The organism is Winogradskya humida (genome assembly GCF_016862215.1).
In the GTDB taxonomy this organism is placed as follows: Bacteria; Actinomycetota; Actinomycetes; order Mycobacteriales; family Micromonosporaceae; genus Actinoplanes; species Actinoplanes humidus.
Map to the genome: position 1 here is coordinate 1 of NZ_BOMN01000125.1, position 16,105 is coordinate 16,105.

General features: G+C 70.3%; 11 protein-coding genes. 7 read left to right on the forward strand and 4 right to left on the reverse strand.

All coding sequences use genetic code 11. From position 1 onward, the window contains the following. From Ahu01nite_RS43090 to Ahu01nite_RS43100, 3 genes are all read left to right on the forward strand, one after another. On the forward strand, positions 1-969 hold a 969-nt coding region (locus Ahu01nite_RS43090), incomplete at its 5' end, for a pectate lyase family protein (RefSeq protein WP_203842565.1). 115 nt (positions 970-1,084) lie between these two features. Continuing rightward, positions 1,085-2,857, forward strand: coding sequence for an AMP-dependent synthetase/ligase (locus Ahu01nite_RS43095; RefSeq protein ID WP_203842614.1), 1,773 nt, complete (start codon positions 1,085-1,087; stop codon positions 2,855-2,857). Between the two features lie 46 nt (positions 2,858-2,903). Continuing rightward, positions 2,904-3,737, forward strand: coding sequence for a hypothetical protein (locus tag Ahu01nite_RS43100; protein ID WP_239159602.1), 834 nt, complete (start codon positions 2,904-2,906; stop codon positions 3,735-3,737). Between the two features lie 11 nt (positions 3,738-3,748). Here the strand turns inward: Ahu01nite_RS43100 and Ahu01nite_RS43105 are convergent, their stop codons facing one another. The 4 genes from Ahu01nite_RS43105 to Ahu01nite_RS43120 form a co-directional block, all read right to left on the reverse strand. Further along, positions 3,749-4,345 carry an excalibur calcium-binding domain-containing protein gene (locus tag Ahu01nite_RS43105; protein ID WP_239159603.1) on the reverse strand — a complete coding sequence of 199 codons (597 nt, stop codon included), beginning with the start codon at positions 4,343-4,345 and terminating at the stop codon, positions 3,749-3,751. A 641-nt stretch (positions 4,346-4,986) separates the two neighbouring features. Beyond that, positions 4,987-8,124 carry a LamG-like jellyroll fold domain-containing protein gene (locus Ahu01nite_RS43110; RefSeq protein WP_239159604.1) on the reverse strand — a complete coding sequence of 1,046 codons (3,138 nt, stop codon included), beginning with the start codon at positions 8,122-8,124 and terminating at the stop codon, positions 4,987-4,989. A gap of 177 nt (positions 8,125-8,301) precedes the next feature. Continuing rightward, positions 8,302-9,618 carry an MATE family efflux transporter gene (locus Ahu01nite_RS43115; RefSeq protein WP_203842568.1) on the reverse strand — a complete coding sequence of 439 codons (1,317 nt, stop codon included), beginning with the start codon at positions 9,616-9,618 and terminating at the stop codon, positions 8,302-8,304. Between the two features lie 38 nt (positions 9,619-9,656). Then, positions 9,657-10,643 (reverse strand): phosphotransferase family protein, encoded by a 987-nt coding sequence (locus Ahu01nite_RS43120; RefSeq protein WP_203842569.1) that lies wholly within the window; start codon positions 10,641-10,643, stop codon positions 9,657-9,659. Positions 10,644-10,818: 175 nt separating this feature from the next. Here Ahu01nite_RS43120 and Ahu01nite_RS43125 point away from each other — a divergent pair, with 175 nt between their 5' ends. The 4 genes from Ahu01nite_RS43125 to Ahu01nite_RS43140 are packed head-to-tail and all read left to right on the forward strand — an operon-like array spanning position 10,819 to position 16,057. Next, on the forward strand, positions 10,819-11,592 hold the full coding sequence (locus Ahu01nite_RS43125) for an enoyl-CoA hydratase/isomerase family protein (protein WP_239159605.1): 774 nt from the start codon (positions 10,819-10,821) through the stop codon (positions 11,590-11,592). A gap of 12 nt (positions 11,593-11,604) precedes the next feature. Further along, positions 11,605-12,651, forward strand: a complete 1,047-nt coding sequence (locus Ahu01nite_RS43130; RefSeq protein ID WP_203842570.1) for a helix-turn-helix domain-containing protein — start codon at positions 11,605-11,607, stop codon at positions 12,649-12,651. Positions 12,652-12,662: 11 nt separating this feature from the next. After that, a complete protein-coding gene (locus Ahu01nite_RS43135) occupies positions 12,663-14,318 on the forward strand; it encodes an ABC transporter transmembrane domain-containing protein (protein ID WP_203842571.1) in 1,656 nt (551 codons plus the stop codon). Next, the gene (locus Ahu01nite_RS43140; RefSeq protein WP_203842572.1) at positions 14,315-16,057 is read left to right on the forward strand and encodes an ABC transporter ATP-binding protein; all 1,743 of its coding nucleotides are present in this window, start codon (positions 14,315-14,317) and stop codon (positions 16,055-16,057) included. Before Ahu01nite_RS43135 ends, Ahu01nite_RS43140 begins: the two co-directional genes overlap by 4 nt. Positions 16,058-16,105 lie beyond the last annotated feature (48 nt).

A 16,105-nucleotide genomic window follows, 5' to 3' on the forward strand; every position in this document is an offset into this window, starting at 1 on the left:
CCCACGCCCACGCCCACGCCCACGCCCACGCCCACGCCCACGCCCACGCCCACGCCCACGCCCACGCCCACGAAGAGCAGCACAGGGAAGTTCGAGTCGAGCCCGATCGGGTTCGGCGCGGGCACCACCGGCGGCGCGGGCGGCACTACCGTGCAGATCACGTCGCTGTCGCAGCTGAAGACCGAGGCCGCCTCGGACGGCAAGAAGGTTCTGCAGCTCTCGACCGTGCTGAAGGGCTCCGGCACGGACGAGGTCGTGGTCTCCTCCGACAAGACGATCGTCGGTGTCGGCGCTGACGCGGGGCTGACGGGCGGCGGGTTCTTCGTCAAGAAAGCCAGCAACGTCATCATCCGCAACTTGAAGATCTCGTTCGCGCAGGCGCCGGTCGACCTGATCGCCGCGCAGAAGTCGGACCACCTCTGGTTCGACCACAACGAGCTGTTCAACGACACCAGCCACGACAAGGACTTCTACGACGGGCTGCTCGACCTGACCCACGCGACGGACTTCGTGACGGTCTCGTGGAACCACCTGCACGACCACGCGAAGGGCTCGCTCATCGGGCACAGTGACAGCAACGCCGCCGAGGACACCGGTCACCTGCGGATCACGTACAGCCACAACTGGTTCGACAACGTGGCGTCGCGGCTGCCGCGGGTCCGCTTCGGCACCGTGCACCTCTACGACAACCTGTTCACCGACGCCAAGACCAGCGGCATCCACTGCCTGATGAACGCGCAGTGCCTGGTGCAGAACAACGTCTTCGTGAACGTGAAGCTCCCGGTCTGGACGACCGAGGACTCGGACCTGGACGGGTTCGCGGTCGCCACGGGCAACGACTTCGGCGGCGAGGAGCCGGTCATCACCCAGGCCGGCTCGTTCAAGGCCGCGCCGTACTCCGTCACCCTCGAACCCGCGTCGGCGGTGTCCGCTCTGGTCGAGGGCGGCGCCGGAACGGGCAAGATCTAAGTCCCCGGGCACGGCGTCCTCGCCTGGTGTACAACAATCAACCGAGTTGATCAACGCCAGGCGAGGACCCCGAGTGAACACAGACGATTACGCGCCGTACGCCTCGATCCCGGAGATGCTGTTCCACCGCGTGCGTGCCACGCCCGGCTCGCGCGCGTTCGCCGTGCCGACCCCGGACGACACCGGCCTGAGCTGGCTCACCTGGGCGCAGACCGGTGAGCGGGCAACGCGGATCGCCGCCGGGCTGCGCGGGATCGGCGTCACGACCGGTGACCGGGTCGCGCTGCTGTCGGGCACCCGCCTGGAGTGGGTGCTCGCCGACCTGGGCGTGAACTGCGCGGGCGCGGCCACCACCACGGTCTATCCGACGACCGCGCCGGACGATGCCGCGTACATCGTGGCGGATTCGGGCTCGAAGGTCTTCATCGCCGAGAATGCCTCGCACGCTGCCAAGATCTCCGGCGCGCAGACCTCCGTGACGCATGTCGTGCTGATCGACGGTCCCGCCGACCCGGCCGCGCAGCCACCCCAGCTCACCCTCGCCGAGCTGGAGGACCGGGGTGCGGCGGCGCTGGCGGCCGAGCCAAGCCTGATCACGGACATCGTGGCGACGATCGGGCCGGACGACCTGGCGAGCCTGATCTACACGTCCGGGACGACGGGGCGCGCCCGCGGCGTCGAGCTGACCCACGGCGGCTGGGTCTGGCAGGCCGTCGCGCAGGACGGCGTCGGCGTCTTCGACCCGGCCGGCCTGCAGTACCTGTGGCTGCCGCTGTCCCACTCGTTCGGCAAGTCGCTGCTCTGCGGCGTCATCCATGTCGGCGTGCCGACCTACGTGGACGGGCGGGTCGACAGGATCGTCGACATGCTCGCCGTGGTCCGCCCGACGGTGATGTGCGCCGCCCCACGCATCTTCGAGAAGGTCTACAACAGGGCCGTCACCACGGCGATCGCCGGCGGCGGGCTCAAGGCGATGATCTTCCAGTGGGCCGTCACGACCGGCAAACGCAAGGTCGCCGCGGAACAGGCCGGCAAATCGGTGGGTACGCTCCTCAGGGCACGGTACGCCGTCGCGGAGAAGCTCGTGTTCAGCAAACTGCAGCGCCGCCTCGGCGGTAAGGGCATCGTCCTGGTCTCCGGCTCGGCCCCGCTCGGCCGCGACATTGCCGAGTTCTTCGCCGCGGCGGGCCTGCCCGTCCTCGAGGGCTACGGCCTGACCGAGTCGAGCGCGGTCAGCTTCGTGAACCGCCCGGGCGCGTTCCGCATCGGCACGGTCGGGCAGCCCCTCGGCAACCTCGAGGTGAAGACCGACACCGACGGCGAGATACTGCTGCGCGGCCGGTCGATCATGCGCGCCTACCACCACCTGCCCGAGGCCACGCGCGACACGTTCACCGACGACGGCTTCCTGCGCACCGGCGACATCGGCCACGTCGACGCCGACGGCTACCTCACCATCACCGACCGCAAGAAAGACCTGGTCAAGACGTCGGGCGGCAAGTACATCGCCCCCAGCGCCATCGAAAACCAGTTCAAGGCCGTCTGCCCGTACGCCTCCCAGGTCCTGGTCATCGGCCAGTCCCGCAACTTCGTCACGATGCTCGTCACCCTCGACGAGGAGTCCATCGTCGCCTGGGCCGGCGGCAGACCGTACGCCGAGGTGGTCGCGGACCCCGGCACCGAGACGCTGATCGCGGGCTACGTCGTGCAGCTCAACACGAAGCTGAACCGCTGGGAGACCGTCAAGAAGTTCGCGATCCTCCCCCGCGACCTCACCATCGACGACGACGAGATCACCCCGTCGATGAAGGTCAAACGCAAGGTCGTGGAGACCAACTTCGCCTCACAGATCGAGCATATGTACGCGGGAAGCGTCGCCCAGCTGTAGGCGTACTCTCCATTCATTGATGCTTGTCGATGATTAGGAGCGCGACGTGACCACGATCCGAAGAATCCTGCTCACCCTGCTGGCAGCAGTCCTCCTGATCCCGGGCGGCGCGGGGGTGGCCCACGCCGCCCCCGCCACCTGGAGCCCACCCGCCGGCCTCGTCACCCCGCTGAACGAGGTCTGGCAGCACGTCGAGTCCACGTACAACAACGGCAACCTGTACGGGTTCCGCAACTACGGCTGGGACCAGGTCATGGCCAACGGCGGGTACATCAACTACTGCGTACGCTGGGATTCCTCGGCGACCGTCACCGCGGCGCAGCGTGACCAGATCCAGGCCACCCTCGCCCGCCAGCACAAGAAATGGATGGACGAGCTCGCCGGCCACAACGGCTGGCCCTACACCGACGTCCCCGTGCGGGTCGTCGGCTGGGCCGTCCGCGACCGCGCCCAACTCCAGTGGACCGACACGTCGGTCGACATCTACGTCGGCAACATCAACGAGAACGCCCCGCAGTGCGCACCCCCGTGCGGCCGCTTCTTCAACCAGACCGGGCAGTACCCCACCTGCCCCGGCGGCATCACCCACCACTACGACCAGTCCCTCTGGCTGACCGACGGCTTCAACGGCGGCGCCGGCGGCGACTGGGGCCAGCGCATCGGCCGCGAGTACTACATGTCCAACCTCAGCACGGACAACATCCACATCCTCCTGCACGAAATGGGCCACACCTGGGGCCTCGACGACTTCTACGACTGGACCCCCACCGGCGTCGGCGGCTTTCTCATGCAAGCAGGCTCCGCCACCCGCATCACCGAATTCGACGCCTGGATGTTCCGCGACTGGTGGCGCCACCTCAAGAGCCGCTACGGCCTCTAGCCCACACTGGGCTATTCGCAGGCCACGCCGTCGCCGTCCCGGTCGAGCTTGCGGGAGTAGCCGGGATCACCGGCGTAGATCGGGTCGGCACCGACCGCCCTGACCGCGGCGCAGTTCGCGTAGTAGACCTCGGCGGCCGGCTTCTTGGTCTTCGGCTTGGTGGTCGGCCTCTTCGTGGTCGGCTTTTGGGTGGTCGGCTTTTGGGTGGTCGGCTTTTGGGTGGTCGGCTTTTGGGTGGTCGGCTTTTGGGTGGTCGGGCGTGGCTGCGGGTTCGTGGTGGTCGGCTTCGGTTTCGGGCTGGCTGTCACCGCCGGCTTCGACGTCGTCGGCACCGGCTCCGACTCCGACTCCGGCGAGCTGGCCGTCGGCGACGCGGTCTCCGTTGGCACGGGGGTGTCCGCGCCGGCCGTTGCGCTGCTGGGCGCGACGATCAGCTTCGAATCCGCGGTGTCCTTCTTGGCGGGGTCGCCGGCAGCCAGGCCGATCGCGGTAACTCCACCGCAGCACAGCAGCACTCCCAGCACGGACGCACCGACAATGATCGGCCACTTCTTACGCTTGGCGGGCGGAGGGACAGGCAGCTGCCACGGTTGCGCCGGTGTGACCATCGAACCACTGTGGTCCACAACCCCAACCCTGTGGATCACCTGTCCGGCCAGCCCCCCAGCGACGATCGGGGCCCAATTCCGCATCCCAGCCAACCGCACCGCACCGCACCGCACCGCACCGCACCGCACCGCACCGCACCGCACCGCACCGTCGAGCCTTCACCGCGCGACTCGCACCCTGCGTGACCGTCAAGCGACGCAGCATCACGCCTCATAATGAATATGTGATGGGCGAAAGCACGATGTTGCGCGTTTGACAGCCGTCGCCACATAGCATTGCGCCGATCCAAAGCGAACCGCAGCATTCCGCCATCAACGACAACAGTTAACTTTCGCCAGCCTCACCCTGCGCTCCTCCAGGCTCACACGCGGTGGCGAGATCCAGATCGGTGCAGGCATACAGGACCGGTCCGTCGACTGTGCTTCCCTGACAAGCAACCACCGAGGACAGCCCGACCCGATCCGCCGCCGTGCCACCATGCCCGCCGACCCCACGGCCCACCGCGCCGGCCTCGCGCCGCCAGCCCTGAGCCCCTGGACCCAGCCTGTGCAGCTGGTCAAGGGCAGCGGGCCAAGGACAGCACGCCAAGGAGAAGTCCCTCCCAGAGCGGAAGGGACCTCTCGATGGTTGTGGGTGTCGGTCAGTGCTGGGCCTCAGCCGCGTACAGGGCGGCGACCTCGGTGTCGGTCAGTGCATGGTCGAATGCGTGGACCTGGTCGATCGAGCCGGACCAGTAATCCGTCTTGTTCCCCGCGTACTTCGCTCGACCGGCGGACAGCGGGCCTGTGCTGACGACGTCGGGGCCGGCTGTGGCGTTACCGGCGGGTCGGCCGTCGACGTAGAGCCTGACCTGGCCGGTGGTGTGGTCGCGGACGCCGACGAGGTGGTACCAGCGGTTGAGGTCGGGGGTGATGGCCAGGCGGGCGCGGTTGCCGCCGGGGGTGCTGAAGGCGAAGGCGCCCTGGCCGTACTGGAGGTAGAAGGGGCTTTCGGTTTTGCGGCCGTCCTGGCTGATGGCGGTGGCGTAGTTGCCCGGGATCTTGTCGAGGGTGACCCAGGAGGCGATGGAATAGTCGCGGGTGGTGTCGACAACCGGGCCGGCGGTTTCGGCGGAGTCGCCGTCGCCGTCGAAGGCGAGGGCCGTGCCGGTCACGCCGGGGGCCCACTTCGCGTCGCCCTTCAGGGAGAGGGGGCTGCCGCCCGTGCTGCTGTCCGCTGCGGTGGTGCCGGTGCCTTCGTTCAGGGTCCAGTCACCACGGCCCGGGAAGGTGGCGTCCTTGCCCGCGTCGGCGCCGGCCTGGATGACCATGCGGTTGATGGCTCGTACGGGGGCCGGGTCGACCTTGATCTCGCGGCGGTCGTACGTCCACAGGCCGTTGAGCTCGGTTTCGAGGTCGGTGATCTGGGTGTAGACCGAGCCGGACAGTTCGGCGCCCGCGGCCTCGAGGTAGTACGTCTGGGTGTTGTCGACGTACTTCGCGGTCAGCGCCGCCTTGTCAGCCACACCGCTGTAGATGGCCGCGGGCGGGCCGGGCCACATGTGCCCGGGCGTACGCAGGGTGAAGCCGCCGTGCTCGCCGTCCATGGCAACCCGGGTGGCGTCGGGGTACGGGGCCTCGCGGTTCAGGTAGTCGTGGTGGTCGATGACGTCGCCCTTGCCGGAGTCACCCTTGGAGTCGCAGCAGTTGACGCCGCTGTGCGCGTTCACGATTCGGCTCGGGTCGGCGGCCTTGACCTCTTCGGCGATGCGGCCGGTCGCGGTGCGGTCCCATTCGCCCCAGCCCTCGTTGAAGACGACCCAGCCGATCAGCGCCGGGGAGTTGTGCAGCTGCGCCATCTCCTGGTCGGCCTGGGTGCGCCAGGCCTGCTGACCCGCGGGCGTGCGGATGGCCGCGGAGACGAAGTCCTGCCAGACCAGCAGGCCCAGCTCGTCGGCGTGGCGGTACCAGCGGGCCGGTTCCACCTTGATGTGCTTGCGGATCGCGTTGAAGCCGAGCGCCTTGGTCGCCTTCAGGTCGAAGAGCATCGCCTCGTCGCTGGGCGCGGTGTAGAGCCCGTCGGGCCAGAAACCCTGGTCCAGTGTGGCGAGCGAGAAGATCGGCTTGCCGTTGAGGACGAGCTTCTGGAAACCGCCGACGTTCTGCACGGCGATGGACCGCATGCCGAAGTAGCTGCGTACGGTGTCCTTCTTCAGCGTCACGTCGAGGTCGTAGAGGTACGGGTCGTCCGTACTCCACAGGTGTGGCTTCGCGATCTTCAGCCGGAGCGCGGTGTTGACGGCGCCGGAAACCGTGCCGACCTTGTGGCCTTTCTTGTCCCGTGCGGTCGCGGTGACCTTGGTGCCGGCGGTCGCGGTGGCCGACTTGACCGTCACGGCCAGCGAGCTCGTCGCCAGGTCGGGGGTGGTGACGATGTCGTCGATCGAGACCGGCGCCACCGGCTCCAGCCAGACGGTCTGCCAGATGCCCGACGTCGGGGTGTAGACGATGCCGCCCGGGTTCGTGGACTGTTTGCCGATCGGCTGGTCCTGCCCGGTCGTGTCGGTGACGGCGACGACGATCTCCTGCTTGCCCCGGCCCCGGACGGCGTCGGTGATGTCCGCGGTGAACGCCGTGTAGCCACCGGTGTGCTCGGCGACCAGGGTGCCGTTGACCCACACCTTCGCCTGGTAGTCGACCGCGCCGAAGTTCAGTTTCAGCCGCTTGCCCGACCAGTTCTGCGGGATCGACACGAGCTTGCGGTAGAACGAGTGGTCCTCGTGGCGCTCCACACCGGACAGCAGCGACTCCATCGGGAACGGCACGGTGATCCGCTCACCGAGCGCCCTGCCGAAGACCGGTTGCTGCGCCGCGCCCGCCCCGGCGAACTCCCACTGTCCGTTGAGGTTCAGCCAGTCCTTGCGTACCTGCTGGGGCCTGGGGTATTCCTGCAGTGGCCTGGCGGGGTTGACCTTGTCGCCCCACGTCGTGGTGAGGCGGTGGGTGGAGGCGTTCGTCGCGGTCCGGATGACCTGCGGCACGGCTGCGCCGCCGACGATCAGACCACCATTCCCGTCGTACGAGACCCGCACACGCTGGCCCTTCTGCACCGGCTCGCTCAGTGTGATGACGAGCTTGTCCCCGGCGACCCGCACGGACTTGATCGGCATCGGCGTGGTGTCCGCCTCGACAACCAGGTGCTGCGCCGCTTGTCCAACGTTGTCAATCGCGCCCTCGAAATCGGCGACGACCTTCGTCCCGGCCCGGTCGACGGAGAAGTCCACCGGGTACACCTGGAACCCGTCCGGCGGGGTGAACGCCGACTCCGGCACGAGCTGCCTGGCGATCCCGGCCCCGGCCCACCGCAGGAACAGGTTCGCGCCGCCGACATCCTGGAACATCTCTATGCGTACGTCATGAGCCTCACCGGCCACCAGATGCACCGGACTGCTGGTCTGCTCGACATCCCAGTCCCCGACCCAGTGATCGATCACCGCGGCATCGTCGATCAGGAACCGGAACCCGTTGTCCCCGACCATCGAGAACGTGTAGTCCCCGGTCGCCGGCGCGGTGATCTTCCCGGTCCAGCGCGCGGTCGTGTGCTCGGTGCGCCCGGTCAGCGACTCAAACGTGCCGGCCAGCCCGGGCAGGTCGATGTTCGGATCCAGCAGCACCCCGCCGAGCTCGGCGAAGTCCCGCGCCCCCGGCGCGGACATGCGGAAGTATTCGCCCTTCAGACCGTGCACAGTGGCCGCCCCCGCGGGGCTCGACGGCACGGCGAGGACCGAGATGGCCAGCATGACAACCAGCAGAAGTGGCCTCAGAGATGATCGGCGCATGCCACACACATTGACGCAAATGTATGCGGCATGTCAACAGAAGGTAACAGGAACGGACATTTGCTCCCGCCCGCAACTCGCAGCCGCAACTCGCAGCCGCAACTCGCAGCCGCAGCCCGCCGCCCGCGGAAGGGTTGGTCAGTGGGGGCGCTCCCGGCCGGGCCGCAGCCGGCGCAGGAGGACGACCGCGGCCAGTGCGGAGAGGATTTCGCCCAGGGCCAGGGCGATCCAGACGCCTGTTGCTCCGAGGTGAGCGAGCGAGATCACCAGGGGCGCCTTGATGACGACCAGTGTGCCGATGGAGATGGCGTAGGAGATCGCCGGCCGGCCGATCGCCTGGCTGTATGCCGATATCAGGGGTGTGACCCCGGCAGCGACGAACCCGGCGGCGATGATGCGCAGAGCCTGCTGAGTGGTCGTCGCGGCGTCGCCGCCGGGCAGGAACAGCGTCACGAGGGCGTCCGCGCCCACGATGACCGCGACTGCCGCGACTGCGCCGTAGCTGACGGTGGCACCCAGAGCCAGGGTCCTGGCGCGCGCCACCCGGTGGTGCAGGCCGCGCCCGGCGTTGTATCCGACGATGGGTTGCAGGCCCTGGCTGATGCCCAGTTGCGGCATCATGACGAACGTCTGGATCCGGGCGCAGACGGCGTAGGCGGCCAGCGCGGTGGCGCCGCCGGCGTGCGACAGGGTGTTGTTGACCAGTACGGCGACCAGGGTCGTACCGAAGCCGGCCAGGAAGGACGGGGCACCGACGCCGATCAGGGCGCGCAGGGTCGGGCCGTGGGGGCGCAGGTCGGCCCGGGCGATGCGGTAGGGCCGGTCGCGTTGCAGGAAGAAGAACCAGATGCTCATCGCCGCGGAGACCGCTTGACCGACGACGGTGCCGAGGGCCGCGCCACGAACGCCCCAGCCGAGTCCGAAGATCAGCAGCGGGTCGAGGGTGATCTGGACCAGGACCGGGACAACCCACAGCAGGGTGGAGAACCGCAGCCGGCCCTCGGCGCGGACCAGGCTGGAGAAGCCGGTCGAGACGAGGGCCCCGCAGAGCAGCACGATCGTGTAGTCGCGGGTGAGGCCGCGGGTCGCGGGATCGGCACCGAGCGCGGTGAGCAGCGGCTCGACGGCGAGCAGGCCGGTGACGGTGATCAGGGCGGCGGTCAGCCAGAAGACGACGAAGGCGTTGCCGGTGGCGCGGGCCGCGCCGGCCGGATCGCCGGCGCCGAGACGCCGGGAGACCAGCGACGCGCCGCCGGCTCCGACGGTGGTGGAGACAGCGCCGAGGAGGAGCAGAACCGGGGCGGCGAGGTTGACGGCGGCCATGGCGTCGGTGCCGACGCCGCGGGCGACGAACCACGCGTTGGTCAGGGCGTAGATGCCGTAGACGCCGACCGACAGCGTGGTCTGGGAGCAGGCGTGCCACAGCAGCCGCCCGATCGGGCGGCTGCCGAGCATCGCCGTGGTCTCGGCCGGGGGCCGGCGGGTGGAGCGGCTCAGCGGGATTCCCGGCCGAACAGAGCCATGACCTCGTGCAGGCGTTCGCGGGCCCAGTCGTACTGCCCGGTGTCGGTGTGGCCGCGGTAGTCGGTCTCGATGATCATGATGAGGACCAGGTAGAGGGTGTAGAGCCTGCGGCGCTGCCGGTCACCGGTGGTGAGTCTTGCGTGGCCGTACCCGCGCAGGAACGCCGCGGGGTCGCCGAACGCGGGCAGATCGACAGCGGTGAAGCCGGCCTCCATGAGCGGGTCGCCGTAGAACGCGCGTTCATGGTCGATGATCGCGATGATCTTCCCGTCGCGGATCATGACGTTGCTGTCCCACAGGTCCCACTCGACGAACCGGGGCTCGGTCACCTCGTCCAGGCAGTCCTGGTTCCCGGCGATCACGTCGCGGATCAGCTCGTAGTCGTAGCCGATGCCGACGGACCGGCGTTGCCCGTCGGCGAGGACGTCGCCGATCATGCGGGTGAAGCACGCCCGCCAGGTCGGGTCGCCGGGCCCTGCGAGGGGGCCGAAAGCGCCGCCGCGGATGCTGTTGAGCTCGCGGTTCGCCGCGCCGAGCGCCTCGTTGTACGCGTCGAGCTCGGCGGCGGTCAGGCTGTCCTTGACGATGCCGAAGTTGTCCGCGTCGATATAGGGCATGAAGAACCAGTCGGCGTCGCAGAGTTCGTGGCTGCGGTCGGCGTAGTCGACGCGCGGGACCGGCACGCCGGTGCGTTCGGCGATGAGCCGCAGCGATGCCAGCTCGATCCCCATCGCCCCGCGCTCGTACGTCATCACCTCGATATGCGGCGGCGGCGCGATCTTGAGCACCACCTCGGCGCCGTCCCGCAGCCGGATCCGGTAGGCCACGTTGAACCAGCCGTGTCCCAGCTCCTGCACCCGGTCGCCGTCCTCGGGGACCTGGTCCGGGCCGTACGCCCTGTCGATCATGGCGCGCAGGGTGTCCAGGGACTGCCGGTTCTTGGTGATGCTTTCCATCGGTGCCTCGACTCGTATGCGGGATGAGCCGTTCTACCTGGCCCAGGTCGTCGCACGGTACGGGCGGGACCGCTCTCACCACCAGCACCGCCGGAAGATGTCCCGGCGGGTCCCGGATCTGCTTCGCGTGTGAAGATCGATCAGCGGAATTGGCCGGCTGACGAGAGAGGGATCTGTGGCGCACAGCGACGAGTTGGCGGTTTCGGTCGAGGCGGGTATGGCGCTGGTGGAGATCCGGCGGGCGCCGAACAACCATTTCGACGAGGGGCTCGTCGGTGGGCTTGTCGAGGTGATGGGCGGCCTCGGGGACGATCCGGGGTGCCGGGTCATCGTGCTGGCGTCGCAGGGTAGGCATTTCTGTGCCGGCGCCGACTTCGCCACGGCGGACTTCGCGGGCGATCCGGCGGCTGCGGCCGGGCGGTTGTACCGGCGGGCGGCGCCGTTGTTCGAAGTGCGGGTGCCGGTGATCGCGGCGGTGCAGGGTACGGCCGTCGGTGGCGGGCTGGGGCTGGCCTGTGCGGCGGATTTCCGGGTGGCGGAGGCGTCCACGCGGTTCGTCGCGAACTTCGCGCGGCTGGGGTTCCCGCAGGGGTTCGGGCTCAGTGTGACGCTGCCGCGGCTGGTGGGGCCGCAGCTGGCCGGGGACATGCTGTTCACCGGACGGCGGGTCGGTGGGGAGGAAGCGGTCGCCGCGGGGCTCGCCGATCGGCTGGCTGCTCCGGGCACGGTTCGGGAGACCGCGATGGAGTGGGCGCGGTCGTTCGCGGCGGCGGCACCTCTGGCCGTACGGTCGATGCGGGAAAGCCTGCGGGGCGACCTGCCGCAGCGGGCCCGCGCAGCGATGGAGCACGAGCTGGCCGAGCAGGCGAAGCTGTGGCAGACCCGGGACAGCGCCGAGGGCATCGCCGCGAGCCTGCAACGCCGCGAGCCGATCTTCCGCGGAGAATGAAAAGGTGAGTGAGTGATCCGAATCCAGCTCGGCGAGTCGACGCTCGACCGCACCCGGATCGCGATCAGCCCGCTCAACGAGCTGGTCGCCGGGCTCGAGCTGGTGCATCGCGAACGGGCGAACGAGCGGGCGCCCTGGCCGTACACGGAATGGGTCGATCGTGCCCGTAAGGTCCTGCGGGATGTCCCGGAGACCGCGCCGTTGCGGGTCTACGCCGAGCTCTACGGCGCCGAGCACGCCCGCAGGACGCCGGATCTCTTCACGCACGTGCCGATCGGGGCCCGCCCTGCGCTGGCCGAGCAGGTGGAGCAGCTCCGCGCCACCCCGCACGAGACCGTCGAGGAGCAGTTCACCACGCACTACCCCGAAGGGCTTCCGAGCTTTCTGGAGCCCTATATGTACGACGGGGAGCGCGCGTTCACCCTCCTCGCCGACGCCATGCTGGCGTTCTGGGCGGGGGCGCTCGCGCCGTACTGGCCGGTGATGCGGGCCGCGCTGGACGAGGAAGTGCTGCTCCGGGCGCGTACGCTCGCCGCGCACGGCCCCGAGGCGGTGCTGACCGGGCTGCGCTGGGTGGCGCGCTGGGACCGGCCGGTGCTGTCCCTGCCGAAGCGGCGCGAGTCGGTGCTGCCCGCGCACGACAAGCGGCTGCTGCTGGTGCCGCTGATCCTCGCGCAGGACCGGCCGAGCGTGTCCACGGATCATCCCGAGATCCTGATGGTGACCTATCAGGCCCGGGGCGCGGCGGTGCTGGCCCGCAAACCGGTGCGCCCCGCGCGGGACCGGCTGGCCCAGCTGATCGGGCCCGGGCGGGCCGGGGTGCTGCGGGCCCTGACCGAGCCGGCGACGACCACCGCGCTCGCCGCCACGCTGGGCCTGTCCCCCAGCACGGTCTCCGAGCAGCTCAGCTCGCTGCTGGAGACGGGGGCTGTCACGCGGTCGCGCACCGGCCGGCACGTGCTCTACGAGCTCGAGCCCGCGGGTGCCGCCCTGCTCGCCCAGTTCACGGACGATCCGGATCCGGCCGAAGCGTTGGAGGACCCGCCGCATCGTTCCTAGCGTCTGAGGGCATGCGATCCCTCCTCACCGGCGTGCTGCGGCGCCGGGCCCGCCCGCTCGCCCTGGCCTGCGCGGCGTCGACCGGGCACCAGATCTGCGAGGCGCTGGTCCCCCTGGCCATCGGCCTGGCCGTCGACCGCGCGGTGAACGGCGGGTCCGCCACCTCGATCCTGATCGCGGTCGGCGCGATCCTGGTGCTGTTCACCATCCTGGCGAGCGGCGGCGGCACCACCTTCTGGCAGCTCACCGCGGCTTCCGCCGCCGAGGCCCACGATCTGCGGGTACGCGCGACCGCCGCGATCCTCACCGATCCGCACCCGGGCGCGGGCCGCCGCTCCGGGGACCTCGCCAACGTCCTCGTCTCTGACGCCAAGGCCACCGCGGACGTCATGCGCGCGGTGGTGAACGTGGTCTCGGGAGCCGCCGCCGTGATCGTGACGGTGGTGGTGCTGCTGGGCGTCGACCCCTGGCTCGGGATCGGCATCGCCGTGGGCGTACCCGTGCTCACCATGGGGATCGACCGGATCAGTCCCCTGGTGGAACGCCGGATCGCCGCCCGGCAGCAGAGCTCCGGGCTGGCCGCCGCGCTGGCTGCCGAGCTTGTGCACGGGTTGCGGCCGTTGCGGGGCTTCGGTGGTGTCCCGCAAGCGGTCCGGCGCTATCGCCGGGCGAGCAGGGAGTCGCTGGACGCCGCACTGCGGGGCGCCACGGCGACGGCCGCGGTGGAGGGTGCCGGGCAGGTCGCCACGGGAATCGTGCTGGTGGGAACCGCTGCCGCCGCGGGGGCGATGACGCTCTCCGGGCGGATCACGATCGGCGAGCTCATCACCGTGGTCGCCATGGCCTCCTTCGCCGGCGAACCGGTCCAGCGTCTCACCGCGGGCATCAAACTCGCCGCCATCGCCCGCGCCGGCGCCGCCCGGGTCGCCGCTCTGCTGGACCGCGCGGACCCGGCGGAACAATCAGGCCCGGCGGAACGGTCAGGCCCGGCGGAACGGCCGGGTACAGCGGAACGGCCGGGTACAGCGGACACGGCGGATCCGGCGCCGGCGGGAGCTGGGGACGGTGCGGTGGGTGCGGGTCTGTGGCTTCGGGGTGGGGGGCTCGAGGTCGAGGTGCGGGTGGGTGAGTTGCTCGGTGTTGTCAGCGTGCGGCCGGAGGTCACGGACTCCGTGATCGAGTCGCTGCGGGGTCCGGGGGTGCTCGTGGAGCCGCACGCGGTGCACCTGTTCGGACGGAGCCTGGCGGAGGCGCTCGACACCGGCCGGGGTGGGGACCCTTCCCGGGCTCTCGCCGCGGCGCAGGCGGCGGAGGTGAGCACCGCGCTTCTCGACGGTGGCGTGAACCTCTCCGGTGGGCAGCGGCAACGGGTCGCGCTGGCCCGCGCACTCGCCGCCCGGCCGCCGGTGCTGGTGCTGCGCGACCCGCTCACCGCGGTGGACGCCGTCACCGAGGACGCGGTGGCCGAGGGGCTGGCCGCACTGCGCCGGGACGAGGCCAATGCGGGTGCGGGTGGCGGTGGCACCACGGTTGTCGTCTGTTCCTCGCCGCCGTTGCTCGCCCGTTGCGACCGGGTGGTGTTCTTCCCCGGCGACGGGCCACCGGTGCTGGATACGCATGCACGGCTGGCCGGGGACGCCGGCTACGCCGGGGCGGCGCTGCGATGACGACCAGCATCCCCACGCTGCCCATCGCCACCGCGCGAGAAAGTTTTGCGGTGCTCGGGGAGACTGTTCGGGCTCATCCCGGGGCGGCCCGGCTCGCGTTCGGGTGGACCGGGCTCGGGGCCGCCGCCACCGTCGCCGTGCCGTTGGTGCTGGGGCGGTTGGTGGACGCGGTTCGGGGCGGGGGTGCGTACCCGTATGGATTGATCGTTGTTCTGGCCGCGGCGGTCCTGGCCGGGGCGGTCTGCACCGCGCTGGCCCTGCGCGGCAATGAGCGGCTCGGGTCACTGATCGCGGCGGACCTGCGCGAGAGGGTCGTGGAGCGCACGCTCGGGCTGCCACCGGCGCTGCTGGAGAACGTCGGTGGCGGCGAGGTGTCGTCCCGGGTGACCGAGGATCTGGAGGACTTCGTCGCCGCCGTTCCGGTGGTGGCGCAGGTCCTGAGCGCGGGTGTCACCGTGGTGCTGTCCGCGGTGGGGTTCCTCGCGCTGGACTGGCGGCTGGCGCTGGCTTTTGTCGTGGTGTTCCCGATCTACGGGTTCAGCCTGCGGGCCTACCTGCCCCGGGCGGCGCGGCTCTACGCCACGGAGCGCGGGCTGGCCGCCGAACGGGGACGGGTCATGCTGGAGTCGTTGCACGGCAGGTCCACCGTCCACGCGTACGGAATGGCGGCGCTGCAGACGCGGCGGCTCGCGGCGGCCTCGCAGGACAACCTGACCGTGGCTCTGCGCGCGGCCCGCAGCTATCTCTGGTTCAGCAAGTCGATGAACGCGGCCGAGGCGGCCGGGCTGTCCGCGGTGCTGCTGACCGGGTGGTGGCTGGTCCGCACGGACGTCGTCACGGTCGGTGCGGTGACGGCTGCCGCGCTGTTGTTCCACCGGCTGTTCTCGCCGCTGGGTGAGCTGCTGCTCTCCTTCGACGACGTGCAGCGTGCGCAGGCTTCGCTGGCCCGGACCGCGGGGGTGCTTCTCGTGGCGCCGCCCGCGCCGGGGATCCGGGCCGCTCCCGGGCGATCCGTTGCGGTCGCGGTGAGCGGGGTGCGGCACGCGTACGGCGAGGGGCCGGTGGTGCTCCAGGGCATCGACCTCGACGTGCCGGCGGGTACGTCGCTCGCGCTCGTCGGCGGCAGCGGGGCCGGGAAGACGACCCTGGCGAACCTGGTGGCCGGGACGTTCCCCGCGACGGCCGGCACGCTGACGCTGGACGGGACCGGCATTCAGGACCTCGACGCGGGAACGCTGCGTGACTGGGTCGGGGTCGTCTCGCAGGAGACGTATGTGTTCACGGGGACGCTGCGCGACGATGTCACGTTCGCGGCGAAGGGGCCGTGCGGTGACGATCAGATATTCGCGGCGCTGCGGGCCGTACGCGCGGACACCTGGGTGAAGGCACTGCCGTCGGGCCTGGACACGCTGGTCGGGCCCGGCGAGCACCCGCTGACCGCCGCGCAGATCCAGCAGCTCGCCCTGGCCCGCCTCGCCCTGCGCGACCCACCCGTGATCATCCTCGACGAGGCCACCGCCGAGGCGGGCAGTGCGGGCGCCCGTGACCTCGAGGAAGCGGCGTCGGCCCTGATCGCCGGACGCACCGCGATCGTGGTGGCGCACCGGCTGACCCAGGCCCGTGCCTGCGACGCCATCGCGGTCCTGACCGACGGCAGGATCGCGGAGACGGGTACGCACGACGAGCTGCTCGCGCGCGGGGGCCACTACGCAACGTTGTGGGCGGCGTGGTCCCGGTGACCCGTACTGATTGTGCGTGGTTACCGGCCGGCCCGGAATCTACGTTCT